Genomic DNA, 12,805 nt, shown 5'->3' on the forward strand with positions numbered 1-12,805 from the left:
TACGCCCTCATCCTGCTAATTAGACATAGATAATCGAACCCGCCATTGGCGGGTTTCTGCTTTCTGGAGGGCCGAATGGCCAGAGCCTATTCCCAACACGCCCGCGAGCAGCTCAACGCGACCAGTGCGGACGACATCCTGCTGACGTTGCTGGAAATCCGCCACCCGCTGCTGGCGGTGCCGGTCCGGATCGTGGGCGACACGCAGAACATCGTCGTCGCCGGCGATGAATACACGGCCTGCGCGTTCGACCTCACGCTGCCGGATGACTCAGACAACCAGCTGCCGCAGGCGCGGCTGGAGATCGACAACATCGGCCGCGAGCTGACGCAATGGCTGGAGCAGTCCGGGGGCGGCGTAGGTGCCACCTGCCGCATCCTGCATGTGATGCGTTCGACGCCTGGCGTGATCGAATTCGACATCACGATCGACATGAGCGGGCTGGCGATGGACCGGCAGAAGATCGGCGCCACACTCGGCTACGCCGACCTGCTCAATCAACCTGCCGTCACCCGCTACTACACGCCGGACACCGCGCCGGCACTGTTCTGATTCTGAGGTTTCCCTATGCATTGGTCTGATTGCTATGTCGGCCGCGACTACGAGCCCGGCACGGCCGACTGCGCCGTGCTGGCCTGCGACGTTGCGCGCGAGGTGCTGGGTGTGGATATCCAGCTGCCGGGCGCTCGCCGCGACGGGCCGTTCGGCCGCAATGCGCAGATCCAGCAGCACCAGAGCGAGTTCGCCCGACGCATTGATGCGCCGGTAGATGCCCAACCGGTGCTGCTAATTGCGCGCGGCCGCGCCCAGCACATCGGCGTGATGTGCCAGCTGGCCGGCGAGTGGTGGGTATTGCATGCAGATGAGGCCGCCGGGTTCGTGTTGCGCCAGCGCCTGCGCGACATAGCACGCCATGGCTACACCGTGGAGGGATTTTACGAATGGCTGTGAAACGTCCGACCCTGGTGCATTCGCCGCACCCGCTGACCGCAGCCGGCCGGCAAGTGATCTACGAGGCGCATCGCCGCAATGAAACGCTGGGCGGCTACCTGCGCCGGCTGCGGATCGAGGTCGACCGCGGGCCGCTGGCGGTGTGCGTCAACGGCAGGCCGCTGCCGAACTGGCAATGCTACCGCCTGCGCCGCGGCGATTTTGTCGAGGTGCGCGCCGTGGTCGCCGGCGGCGGTGGCGGCGCAGGCAAAGTCCTTCGAACAGTGGCCATGGTTGCAGTGATGGTTGCGGCAGCCTACGTGGCCGGCCCAGCTGGCACTTTCTTCGGCTCTCAATTCGCAGGCTCCGCCGCCGGCGCTGCGGTGATGATCGGCGGGTCGATGCTGGTCAACGCGCTGCTGCCGCCGCCGATGCCGGACATCGCCGGCGCCGGCGGCCGCGGCGACAGCAACATCAGCCAGAACTACGCACTGTCCGGCGCACGCAACCGCGCCCGCACCTACGCGCCGATGCCGCTGGTGATCGGCCAGCGCCGGTTCGTGCCGGATGCCGGCGGCAACCCGTTCACGGAGTTTGCCGGCCAGGATCAATATCTGTATCAGGTCTATCATTTCGGCCTGCAGCCTGACCTGCAACTTACGGACTACCGCATCGGCAACACCCCGATCGGCGTCTACCAGGGCGTCGAACTGATCTCCGCGGGCGGTGATGGCCGACTGCCGGGCGTGTTCGCCAACGTCGATACCGACACCGGCCGCGAGGTCAAAAATTCGGACGGCTGGGTGGTGCGCCAGCTAGCGCGCGATACCGTCGGCATCGGCATGGATCTGCAGGGCGTGGCTTACTACGCCAACGACCGCGGCGGCATGGACTGGCGCAACGTCGATACCGAGATTCAGTTTCGTAGTGTGCCGGATGGGAAATGGCAGCCCTACGGCGGCGATCAATATGGCAAATACCGGCTGACCGGCAACAGCATCACGCCGGTTCGTCAGACGCTGCGGCAGGACCTGCCGTCGGCGCAGTATGAGATCCGCGTCCGCAAAACCAGCGGCGACATCAGCAGCTCGCGCGAGCGCAACGATTTCGCGCTGGCTGGGCTGCGCGCCTACCGGCAGGACACGACCAACTACACCGGCCAGCGGCGCGTCGGGCTCAAAATCCGCGCCAGCAGCCAGCTGAACGGCGCCGTCGACGAGTTGTCGGCGATGGCTGTGGCCAGTTGCCCGGTGTGGACCGGCAGCGGCTGGGCGACACAGGCCACGACAAACCCGGCATGGTGGTATTTGTGGTTCGCCCGCGGTGGTTTCGATGCTCAGGGCCGGCGGATGTACGGCGCCGGGCTGCCGGACGCGCGCATCGACATCGATGCGATAAAAGTTTGGGCCGCCTGGTGTGACGCCAAAAAACTGAGCGTCGGCCTGGTGCTGGACCGAGCCTATAGCATCGCCGACGTGCTGACGATGATTGCCCGCTGCGGCCGCGCGCGCTACACCTGGCAGACAGGCAAACTCGGGGTGATTTGGGACGCGGCGGACCTCCCGGTGGTGGCGGTATTCGGCCCGGCCAACATCCGCGCCGGCTCGTTCCGGATCGAGTACACCACGGAACAGACTGCCGACGAGGTGGTGGTAAATTTCAGCAACCCGGCGAAGGGGTTTGAACTCGACCAGGTGCGGGTATCTGTTCCCGGCGTCATCGCGCCGACCAATCCCGTGACGCTGGATTTCGTCGGCTGTTGCGACGTCAGCATGGCCGGCCGCGAGGCTAATCTGATCGCCGCCTCCCAGCTGTATCACCGCCGGCGCGTCAGCTGGGAAACCGATTTCGAGGGCCTGGTGGCGACGCGCGGCGACGTGGTGCTGCTGAGCCACGATCTGGCCAGCTGGGCATACTCCGGCCGTCTGCTCGCCGGCAGCCGCGGCCAGCTGCAGCTGGACCGTGCCGTGCCGCTGGGCGCCAGCGGCTGGGTCGGCATCCGGTTTCCGGACGGCCGCTATGCGACCTACCGGGTCAAAACCGGCAGCGGCGAAAGCGACACGCTGCAGCTGCGCGACCTGATCCCGGCGTCGGATGCCGGCGGCCCGCTGCCGGTGCCGGACGAGTCACCCGACAGCGTGCCGTATGACTGGATGTGGTTCTACGACAACGGCGCGCAGCCGGGCCGGCGCGTCAAAATCGTCGACGTCAAACCCAGCGGCGACGGCGTGAAATTCACGGCGATCGACGACAACCCGTCGTACTACGCCGCCGAGTCGGGCGATTTCAGCAGCGGCGGCCAGGCTCCCAGCCTGCCGTCGGCGCTGGGTTTTCTGCGGCTGTCGGAGTCCAGCCGGGTGACCGGCGACGGCCGTCGCGTCGCGGTTGTCACGGCTGTCTGGCCGCCGCTGCGCGGCGCGATCAACTACCAGCTGAAATACCGGCGCGCCGGCGGCGCGTGGCAGGCCGCCGTAGTGCCGGACACGTCGTACAGCTGGGATGCGGACCCGCAGGACCTGGAGGTGTCGGTGTCGGCGGTGTTTGCCGATGGCACGATCTCGGCGCCGGCGGTGGCCTCGCTGACCATCAAAGGGCACGCCACACCGCCGCCGGTGGCGACCGCGTTCACGGCGACCGGCGAGATGATGCAGATCACGCTGCGCTGGAGCTACCCGGACCGGGCCGACCTGCGCGGCGCGCAGTTGTTCGCCAGCACTGATGGCAATACGTGGGTCAAACTGGCCGACATTGCCTACCCTGCCGCGGTGTACACGCACCTCGGCCTGATGGCTGGCACGGTGGTGCAGTACCAGCTGCGCATCGTCGACAGTTGGGGCAACGTCGGCGAGGCCGTCTCGGCGCGGGCAGAGGCCGTGCACAATGTGGATCTGCTGCTGGAGCAACTGAAAAACAGCCTCACCAGCGCGCAGTTGCAGGAGTCTCTGCGGACGCCCATCGAGCAGGCCGTGGGCGTCCAAGGTAGCGTCAACTCGCTGATCCAGGCGCAGATGCAGCAGATACTGACGGCGGACGAGATCCGCAGCACGCAGGGCAACCACTACGCGTTCGCCAAGCGCCAGCTGTCGACGTTGGGTGACGCTATTTCGCAGGAAGCCAACGAACGGGTGCTATTGGCCGCCAAAGTAAAAGACAACGCCGCCGGGATCATAGAGGAGTCGAAATCTCGGGTGCGCGAGGATGGTGCTTTGTCGGAGCGGATCGGGACGATGCAGACCACCGTCAACGGTCATACAGCATCGTTGCAGGAGGTCAGTAGGACGGTAGACGGCATAACGGCCGAGAAAATCATCAAGCTTAATTCGTCCGGAAAAATCGCCGGCATCGGCTTGAGGACCGACCCGAACGGCAGCGCGGTCGATTTTCTCTGTGACCGGCTGGTGATCTCTCAACCGGATGGCAACGGCTCGCGCCAGGTGTTCATCGTCGCCAGCATCAACGGGCGGCCGGCACTGGCGATTGCCGGCGATATGCTATCCGACGGTTCGATCATCGGTCGGAGGGTCATTGCCGACGGTTCGATCGATGCGGCACAGATCAACACCCGCGGGCTGACGATCAGGGACGCGGCTGGCAATGTCGTGGTCGACATGACGGGAATTGGCGCTGCCTACATCAAAGGCAAGCTGACGGTCGGTCAGATCGATACCGAGGGGCTGCGCATCACGCGAAACGGCAATGTCGTGGTCGACGCCAATGGCCTAGACGCGACCTATATCCGGAATTTGTCGGTGGACACGTTCCAGATTAAGGGCGAGGCGGTCAGTAAAAATGACACGAGGACAATCTCAGTCGTGCCAGGGGCGGCTCGGTTCGACATGAATTTCCCGTTCTACTGCTCGGATCGCGGAACGCTGCTCGTTTTCGCTGACGACCCGGTAACTGCAACCGCATATCTGTATGCCCGCGGCCGTAATACGCCGCTTGGCGGCCGCAGCGGGGTGCTGGTTTTGGATGTGTCCGCCGGCGAAACGGTATCTGTGGGCGTCAACATGCCGGTCCAACACCAGAGCAATACATCGGGCCAGATTCGCTACGGCGCGGTGTTGTTCCGGCGATAGGAGGAATCATGGAGAAAATCAACATCATCGAGTACGACGACACCGGCCGGATTTTGCAGACCGGCATCGCATCGCGGGAGAACGTCGAGGTCGAGTTCGCTCTGGGCAAATTGCTGTTGCAGGGCGAGGCTGACCCGCTATCGCAGTATGTCCGCGGCGACGGGGTGATTGAGACGCGGCCGCCGAATCCAGCCTGGCTGGACGGCATGATCCTGCGCGACCTGCCGGCGCCCTGCGTGCTGATGCTGGACGGTACGCTGTATGACTGCGACGACGCCGAGTGCGAGCTGTCGTTTGCATTGCCCGGGCGGCATCACATACAGGTGGAGGCTTGGCCGATGCAGTCCGCGACGTTCGAGGTGGTGACATGATGCAGATCCATCACCACGGTGACCACCGCGCCGCCCGCGCGGCGCAGTATCCGCCGCTGGGCGATCAGTGGGATGTCCTCTGGCGCTGGGTTGCGAGCCTGCCGCCGGAGCTGCTCAACGACGAGATGCGACAGATGCTGGATCGCATCAGGGCCGTAAAAACAAATTTCCCGAAGCCCCGCCAGGATCAAACCGGCGGGGCTGATTCATTGGAGGGGGCAGAGAATGGCGGATGATTGGGCTGGGCTGTCGGCACAGCTGGGGAAAATGCAGCAGGCGTGGTATGTCGCTGCGCGCAGCTACTGGAGCGTGTTTGATCAGAATGCCGACACAGCGACTATTGTCGCCGAGGACGGCAGCACGCGACAGGTTCCGTCGTGGAAATCGATTGCCAATGCGGTTAATCGAACAAATTTTATTTACGAGGGGCCGAGCAGTCAGTTTGTTGCTGTAAATGTGGGACGTGGATTTGCGGGAGGGACCGTTCGTATCTATCCCGAGTCGATGATGATTTATTCCAACGGCGGCGGGTCTGCTAGTCGAATCGATTGCTATGGAGATATCCAGGGTGACATCTGGCGAAACAGCTACGGTGGAGTCGAGAGTTTTGGTTTGAAAAACTGGTTGGAGGAGCGTATGCAATTCAACCGACAGTTCACTCGCTCAACTCTGCCGGCTCCTAGTTCCGCCCCTGGTGGAATTGCATATATCACGGATGGGCCGAACGGGCCTACACATGTTTTCAGTAACGGCCAGAAATGGCGAATTCCAACGATGACTGATCTGTGAGGGCCGTATGGGCAAACTCTATTTGTTGATGATTATCGTCGCTATCCAGCAGTTGCTGGACGTTGCCAGTACATGCTATGCCCTGCGCTCCGGCATCGGCCGCGAGGCCAACGGCTGGCTAGCGTATTTGATGAACTACATCGGCGTCCTGCCCACGCTGCTGCTGACCAAGCTGGCGCTGCTGGCCGCGTGCTGGTGGCTGCGGCCGCCATGGCCGGGTTACGTGGTCCTCGTGGCGATATACACCGCGGTGCTGATCAACAACGCAAGAGCAATCCATCAGGGCCGGAAAAACCGGCCCTGATTCATTTCAGGAGGGAGGCGATATGCAGGAACACGAAAAGGGGCTGCTGGCCCTGCTGGTGGTCGGCGCTCTGATCGGGCTGGGCAAACTGCTGGTGAGCAATGAGCAGATCACCACCCGATTGGCCGTCGGCCGCGCGATCCTCGGCGGCGCGACGTCGACGGTGGCTGGGGTTGCGCTGATGCAGTTTCCAAACCTGCCCCTGCCGGCGCTCGTCGGCATCGGCGCCGGCCTGGGCATCCTCGGTGCGCAGTACCTGGAGGCGTGGCTCCGACGACGGGCGGATACGCTGGTGCGCTAATCCTGCAGCCTGGATTGAATCTGCTGTTCAACGCAGGCTGGTGAAAATGGGTCGATTTTCTGATCTGCCCGGGGCACGCATGCCGCTGGATCATTTTTCTCTGCTACCCAGCCCGCCAGCAAATATAGCCCCACGGCTATGGCCAGGCCGTACAGCACGAATGGCAGCGCTCGCATAGGAATTCCCAGCAGTTGAAATACTCTGTTTTGCCAGCCGGCGGCAATGCCGGCAACTGACCATTCGGCCCGCCCTGCGCGGGCCGTTCCCATTTCTGGAGATGCAATGAAGACCAACACAGCAGGCATCAGCCTGATCAAGCAATTCGAGGGTGTCCGCCTCGCTGCCTATCAGGACATGGTGGGCGTCTGGACCATAGGCTACGGCCATACCGGCCCGGAGGTGAAGGCCGGCATGGCCATTACCCAACAGCAGGCCGACCAGCTGCTGGCCGCCGATCTGGAAACCTTTGAGGCCGGCGTCGGTAGGACGGTGACCGTGCCGCTGAACGCCAACCAGTTCTCCGCGCTGGTCAGCTTCAGCTACAACCTGGGCTTGGGCAATCTGCGTAGCTCCACGCTGCTGCGCCTGCTGAACCAGGGCGACTATGCCGGCGCAGCCGCGCAGTTCCTGCGTTGGAATCGGGCCGGCGGCCAGGTGGTGGCAGGACTGACCCGGCGCCGCCAGGCGGAGCAGGCGCTGTTCAATTCGCAGGAGGGGCTGTGATGGATTGGAAACAAATCGTGGGCACGGTAGCGCCGTGGATCGGGACCGCGCTGGGTGGCCCGCTCGGCGGCATGGCCGTCAGCGCGGTGGCCGACGCGATCGGTCTGCCGGAGAAAACCGAGGACGCGGTCAAACAGGCGCTGGCCAGCGCGACGCCGGAACAGATGCTGGCCGTCAAACAGGCTGACCAGCAATTCGCGGCGAAAATGCAGGAGCTCGGGTTCGAGAACCAGCGGGATCTGGAAGCGATCGCCGCCGGAGACCGCGCCAGCGCGCGTGAGCGCGAGATCAAAACCGGCGACATCACGCCGCGGCTGTTGGCCGCCGTCGTCGTCGCCGGATTTTTCGGCATCATGGCGCTGATGATTTTCCATGAACTGCCGCCCAACGGCCGGGATTCGCTGCTGGTGCTGGTCGGCGCGCTGGGCGCGGCGTTCGGCTCCATCATCCAGTACTACTACGGCAGCTCGGCCGGTAGTGCTGAGAAAGCCCGCACGATCGACGCCATGAAACGCGGGTCCGGCGCACAGTAAGAAAGCGGCGCGGCCTGCTGCGGTAACAGCCGGCCGCGCGATGGTAGTTCGCATGGTTAGAAGTGCTATGCTTCGGGCATGTGCGTAAACTTCACTCCACCCACGGCACAGCAGATCCGCCAGCACTTTGGCTATGAGGTCGAAGATGACCTATGGAAGCCTGAATGCTGGCAGGACTACGCTGCTACATGTGTGGTGGCGCCTACCTACAGATAGGACGCACAAAAATACGTATGGACATCCAAAGGGCGATGTGCTCGAATCAGGTCGCAGGTTCGACGCAAAGATTAAAGAAGGGCCTGTACCGTCAGAGCCATGTACACGTCTCAAAGCTCGAACGGGCTTGAACCAGGAAACAACCAGCACTACCGCTTCGGGTCTCTATCGGCAGAGTTCTCTTAAACAGGCAGCCCGTACAGCCCATTACCTGAGGCTGTTCCACCGACTAAAGAAGAAAAGGACGTGAATATGGCAAAGAAGCGCGTGTTCGTGAGCTTCGACTTCGATAATGATCGAGTACTCAAGGACTTCATCCTGGGTCAAGCCAAGCTAGAGGACTCCCCATTTGATGTCGTCGACCACTCCTTAAAGGAGGCGGCACCTGAGCGAGACTGGGAAAAGAAAGCACGAGCAGCGATCGGGCGTGCCGAAATCGTTCTCGTGATGGTCGGTGCCCATACGCACAAGGCACAAGGAGTGCTCAAGGAGGTCGCCATGGCCCGTGAGGCGGGCGTCAAGATTGTACAGATCATTGGGTACAAAGACGGCAATTACACGGCAGTTCCGAACGCCGGGCGCCTCTATTCCTGGAACTGGGAAAACCTCAAAAAGCTGTTGGGCTGACATTTTCGTTAGAGAAAGTCCGCCGTGATGGCACCTTCTACCCCATTCAGCCCCGACATTCAGGCGTTCATCAACTCCTTTGTAAACGACATCGCTGATGGCACCGCGACGATCTTCGCTGGTGCGGGGCTTTCGGTCGCCAGCGGTTACGTCAATTGGTCAGAGTTGATGCGCGACATCGCGAAGGAGTTAGGCCTTGATGTCGATCGCGAGACGAACTTGGTGGCCATCGCTCAGTACCACCTGAACGAACGGGGCAACCGAACGCGCATCAATCAGAAGCTCATTGACGAGTTCAGTGCTGATCACGCGATCAACGAAAACCACCAGATTCTCTCGCGCCTTCCGATCGCAACCTACTGGACTACCAACTACGATCGAATGATCGAGACGGCGCTCACGGCCGCTAGCAAGGTAGTAGACGTCAAACATACCGTCGAACATCTGAAGATAACTCAACGTGGACGGGACGCCGTGGTCTACAAGATGCACGGAGACGTTGACGCCGCAGACCAGGCGGTACTCACAAAAGATGACTACGAGCGCTACTTCCTCGACCGAGAGCCATTCGTTACAGCCCTAACCGGCGACCTTGTGTCGAAAACGATGCTGTTCGTGGGGTTTAGCTTTACTGACCCGAATATTGACTACGTAATGAGTCGAATTCGTGTGGTTCTGCGCGGACAACCGAAACAGCACTACTGCATCCTACGGCGGGAGACTCGCCGCAAAGGAGAGAAACTCTCCCTCTTCGAGTACCGCCAGCGTCAGCAGAGCTATTTCATTAAGGATCTCGCGCGTATCGGCATCCACGCGCTGATGATTGACGAGTATGCGGACGTCACTCGCATTCTTCGGGCCGTCGAGGCGCGCTACCGCGCCCGCACCGTATTTATTTCTGGCAGCGCACACGAATTCGCGCCTTGGCGGACTGATGACGCCGGTCGCTTCATCGAAGCGTTGAGCGCAGGCATCGTCGGCAAACGGCTCAACGTCGTCACTGGCTTCGGCCTTGGTGTCGGACCATCCGTGATAGCAGGCGCTCTTCGTGAAATCTATACGCATCCGATGAAGCGATCGCAAAACCAACTGCAAGCTTTCCCGTTTCCAGTGGGTGATCGCTCGTTGTACCGCCAACATCGAGAGCAAATGATCGCAAATGCCGGTATCGCGATTTTCCTTTTCGGAAACAAGCGAGATGACAGCGGAAACATCATTCCGGCCGATGGCATGAGGGAAGAGCTGGCCATCGCACGGACCAAGGGGTTGCATATCATAGCAGTGGGTGCCACGGGCTGGGTCGCCGAAGAAATTGCCAATGAGCTAGCCAGCACTCTTTCTGGGCGAACCAAGAAATTTAAGAAAGCTTTTGCAACCGCCAATAACCCAAAGGCAGGCACGGAGCCCCTGGTTGAGGCTATCTTGACGATGGTGGACGAATTTAAAGAACTCTGAACGGCGTAGGGCCGGGCTTAGGTTGGAAGGGAAAGAATGGCAAGGCGTTGTTTCTTTAGCTTTCACTATCAAGATGTGATCGATTTTCGCGCGAATGTTGTTCGAAACCACAACGTGACCAAGGCGGACAACGGGGGATTCTTCGATGCATCCATTTGGGAAGGCGCGAAAAAACAAGGTGACCTGGCGCTCAAAAGGTTGATCAATGGCGGGTTGGACCGCACATCCGTCACGGTAGTGCTCATTGGTTCACAAACCTACGCCCGACGCTGGGTGCGATACGAAATTATGAAGAGCATCGAGCGCGGGAATGCGCTGCTCGGCATTCATATCAACAACATCCGGGATAGGCACAAGAATGTGAAGGCTCTGGGTCCGAACCCGTTCGACTACCTTGGCCTACAAATCAGTGCTGATGGCTGCACGGGGACCCCAACTGTTTGGAACGGAATTAAATGGGTCTATTACGACGATCTTGGCAAGATTTCGATCAGACAACAGGCTGTGGACAAGCGTGACAGAAATCTACAGTTGAGCACATGGTTTTCCACCTACGACTGGGTTGAGGACGATGGTTTTAATAATTTCGGCAAGTGGGTGGCGTAATGGGGTTGTTCAAAGACTCGACTCTGCGAGCACGCGCCGCACGCGGCACTACGCTTCAAAAGTCAGCAACGAAGGTGCTGGACGAAAAGGCCCATGCTTCGGCCAAAGTTGCGAAGTTCGACATTTTCCTATCGCATAGCTTGAGCGATCAAGAGTTAATACTTGGGATCTGGCTGTCCCTTGAGGACATGGGCTACAAAGTATACGTAGACTGGATCCATGACCGCCAGTTGAGCCGCGATAGCGTTTCCAAGGACACCGCGCATGTTCTTCGCCAGCGGATGTTGAGTTGCAAGAGTTTATTTTTCGCGACAACGACCAACAGCACCGAATCCAAGTGGATGCCGTGGGAGCTTGGATTCAAGGACGGGCAGAATCACAAAGCGGCTATCCTACCGGTGGCGCGAACCGACACCAACCAATATGCGGGCCAGGAGTACCTCGGAATCTATCCCTACGTATCCAAGGATCCCACTAAAGGTAGCTCCATAGAAAAGCTTTGGATCAATGCCTCGCCCACTTGCTATGTCCTGTTCGATGACTGGCTTCTTGGCAAAGATCCCTACGAACGTGGAAAATGACAAACAGGTTCTGTAGCCAAGACCATGGCCGCACAACCAAATCCGGGGCTGACGTGGTTTATGTCGCTGTCACCTACACGTGAGAGCCATGACAACGTGCGTGAGCAGTTCGAAACAGTGGTTTGCCGCCAAGTTTTGGCCATGCCGAACGGATGGCACTGTCTCCAGTCAAGCGGAGCATAGCGTGTGTGGATGGCTTTGCATGCTGGCTATAAAGCGCGCTAGCGCTGCCTGATTGGCCAACGCAGAAAACATATGTCCTGGGGTAGTGCGATTTGCATGATGACAGGGTGCTAGCATATCAAGTTGACAGGCTAGTAGCGGTCCCACTGTGTGTGATACAAGGGCGCGCTTAATGGCCAACCTCGAATATATCAGCTACGTGCCGCATCGCTCTGAGATTGTCTCTGGAACTGTGCGCTGGCTACCTCAAGCATCGGCCCGCCCGCTGGATCGGATCCCTCAGATTTTCTGGAAGGATGGAAAGCCGTGGAGGGAAGTCAATCTGTGGTCAGTAGAGTTGGGGCGCGGCTTGGGCGTAAAGATCCGAACGGTCCAATCGCTAGTGGAGCACCTTCACAAATATGCAAATTGGCTGGAGCAGGAGCAAATCGACTGGCGACACTTTCCCCAAACCAAGGCGGAACGTGTCTTGGTGCGGTACCGCGGAGCACTCGTGATGCCCGCGACCGGGGTAAGCTGAGCCCATCGACCACTACCGCCCGCATGCGAGCCGTTATCCGGTTCTATCGCTACTGCGCCAGCCGCAACTTCATCAGCCGCGATGCGCCCAAATGGCAGGACAATCCGGTGGTGGTTCACTATTTTGACGCTGTTGGCTTCGAGCGAACCATACTGAGGATCACTACGGACGTTTCCATCCCCAATCGTGTTCGCCCCGGCCTGCGGCTTGAGGATGGACTGCTGCCAATCACCGAGCAGCACATGACTGACTTGTTGCGCTTTGCGAAGGAGAATGCTTCCGAAGAACTGTACCTGATGCTGCTGATCGGTTTCTTCACGGGTGCCCGACTCGGAACCATCACCACTCTGCGCGTACCTGCACTTCAGCAGGCGGTGCGTGACCCCCAAGTGCCGGGGATGTGGTTGGTCCCCATTGGCCCTGGGACGGGGATTGGCTGGCGTGTCGAAAGCCGGAGGAGGCAAGAGCGTTTTTGTCGCTTTTCCCGGCTGAAAAAATGGTGGCAACATCAATGCCGACGAAGCCGCCAGCTTAGCAGAATCATTATTCTAAGATTTAACTTTTTTTGATTTTATTGGAATGGCTGG

General features: G+C 60.3%; 16 protein-coding genes. 15 read left to right on the forward strand and 1 reads right to left on the reverse strand.

The features are described from left to right. Window positions 1-75 precede the first annotated feature (75 nt). From LQR33_RS03075 to LQR33_RS03110, 8 genes are read left to right on the forward strand one after another with little or no spacing between them, the layout of a single operon-like run. Window positions 76-552, forward strand: a complete 477-nt coding sequence (locus LQR33_RS03075; protein ID WP_231467527.1) for a DUF1833 family protein — start codon at window positions 76-78, stop codon at window positions 550-552. Between the two features lie 15 nt (window positions 553-567). Continuing rightward, a complete protein-coding gene (locus LQR33_RS03080; RefSeq protein WP_231467529.1) occupies window positions 568-951 on the forward strand; it encodes a hypothetical protein in 384 nt (127 codons plus the stop codon). Further along, entirely contained in the window at window positions 942-5,009 is a 4,068-nt protein-coding gene (locus tag LQR33_RS03085) for a TipJ family phage tail tip protein (protein WP_231467531.1), read from the forward strand. Before LQR33_RS03080 ends, LQR33_RS03085 begins: the two co-directional genes overlap by 10 nt. Window positions 5,010-5,017: 8 nt before the next feature. Next, window positions 5,018-5,380 carry a hypothetical protein gene (locus LQR33_RS03090; RefSeq protein WP_231467533.1) on the forward strand — a complete coding sequence of 121 codons (363 nt, stop codon included), beginning with the start codon at window positions 5,018-5,020 and terminating at the stop codon, window positions 5,378-5,380. Beyond that, the gene (locus tag LQR33_RS03095) at window positions 5,377-5,616 is read left to right on the forward strand and encodes a hypothetical protein (RefSeq protein WP_231467535.1); all 240 of its coding nucleotides are present in this window, start codon (window positions 5,377-5,379) and stop codon (window positions 5,614-5,616) included. Before LQR33_RS03090 ends, LQR33_RS03095 begins: the two co-directional genes overlap by 4 nt. Then, on the forward strand, window positions 5,606-6,169 hold the full coding sequence (locus LQR33_RS03100) for a hypothetical protein (RefSeq protein WP_231467536.1): 564 nt from the start codon (window positions 5,606-5,608) through the stop codon (window positions 6,167-6,169). Before LQR33_RS03095 ends, LQR33_RS03100 begins: the two co-directional genes overlap by 11 nt. A gap of 7 nt (window positions 6,170-6,176) precedes the next feature. Next, entirely contained in the window at window positions 6,177-6,473 is a 297-nt protein-coding gene (locus LQR33_RS03105; RefSeq protein WP_231467538.1) for a DUF5658 family protein, read from the forward strand. A 22-nt stretch (window positions 6,474-6,495) separates the two neighbouring features. Continuing rightward, window positions 6,496-6,774 carry a phage holin family protein gene (locus LQR33_RS03110; protein ID WP_231467540.1) on the forward strand — a complete coding sequence of 93 codons (279 nt, stop codon included), beginning with the start codon at window positions 6,496-6,498 and terminating at the stop codon, window positions 6,772-6,774. Here LQR33_RS03110 and LQR33_RS03115 read toward each other — a convergent pair. Continuing rightward, window positions 6,771-7,079, reverse strand: a complete 309-nt coding sequence (locus tag LQR33_RS03115; protein ID WP_231467542.1) for a hypothetical protein — start codon at window positions 7,077-7,079, stop codon at window positions 6,771-6,773. The genes LQR33_RS03110 and LQR33_RS03115 overlap by 4 nt on opposite strands. Here LQR33_RS03115 and LQR33_RS03120 point away from each other — a divergent pair. From LQR33_RS03120 to LQR33_RS03150, 7 genes are all read left to right on the forward strand, one after another. Next, the gene (locus LQR33_RS03120; RefSeq protein ID WP_231467544.1) at window positions 7,057-7,497 is read left to right on the forward strand and encodes a lysozyme; all 441 of its coding nucleotides are present in this window, start codon (window positions 7,057-7,059) and stop codon (window positions 7,495-7,497) included. The genes LQR33_RS03115 and LQR33_RS03120 overlap by 23 nt on opposite strands. A 17-nt stretch (window positions 7,498-7,514) precedes the next feature. Then, window positions 7,515-8,030: a hypothetical protein gene (locus LQR33_RS03125; RefSeq protein ID WP_231467546.1), complete on the forward strand. Its 516-nt coding sequence runs from the start codon at window positions 7,515-7,517 to the stop codon at window positions 8,028-8,030. Window positions 8,031-8,498: 468 nt separating this feature from the next. After that, the gene (locus tag LQR33_RS03130) at window positions 8,499-8,873 is read left to right on the forward strand and encodes a TIR domain-containing protein (RefSeq protein ID WP_231467548.1); all 375 of its coding nucleotides are present in this window, start codon (window positions 8,499-8,501) and stop codon (window positions 8,871-8,873) included. A 27-nt stretch (window positions 8,874-8,900) separates the two neighbouring features. Further along, window positions 8,901-10,328: an SIR2 family protein gene (locus tag LQR33_RS03135; protein ID WP_231467550.1), complete on the forward strand. Its 1,428-nt coding sequence runs from the start codon at window positions 8,901-8,903 to the stop codon at window positions 10,326-10,328. Window positions 10,329-10,364: 36 nt separating this feature from the next. Further along, on the forward strand, window positions 10,365-10,934 hold the full coding sequence (locus tag LQR33_RS03140) for a TIR domain-containing protein (protein ID WP_231467552.1): 570 nt from the start codon (window positions 10,365-10,367) through the stop codon (window positions 10,932-10,934). Beyond that, complete coding sequence (locus LQR33_RS03145) at window positions 10,934-11,515, forward strand: toll/interleukin-1 receptor domain-containing protein (protein ID WP_231467554.1); 582 nt, start codon at window positions 10,934-10,936, stop codon at window positions 11,513-11,515. The genes LQR33_RS03140 and LQR33_RS03145 overlap by 1 nt, the downstream gene beginning before the upstream one ends. Before the next feature lie 726 nt (window positions 11,516-12,241). Continuing rightward, a complete protein-coding gene (locus LQR33_RS03150) occupies window positions 12,242-12,787 on the forward strand; it encodes a hypothetical protein (protein WP_231467556.1) in 546 nt (181 codons plus the stop codon). Window positions 12,788-12,805: the final 18 nt, after the last annotated feature.

Source organism: Chromobacterium piscinae (assembly GCF_021129175.1).
In the GTDB taxonomy this organism is placed as follows: domain Bacteria; phylum Pseudomonadota; class Gammaproteobacteria; order Burkholderiales; family Chromobacteriaceae; genus Chromobacterium; species Chromobacterium piscinae.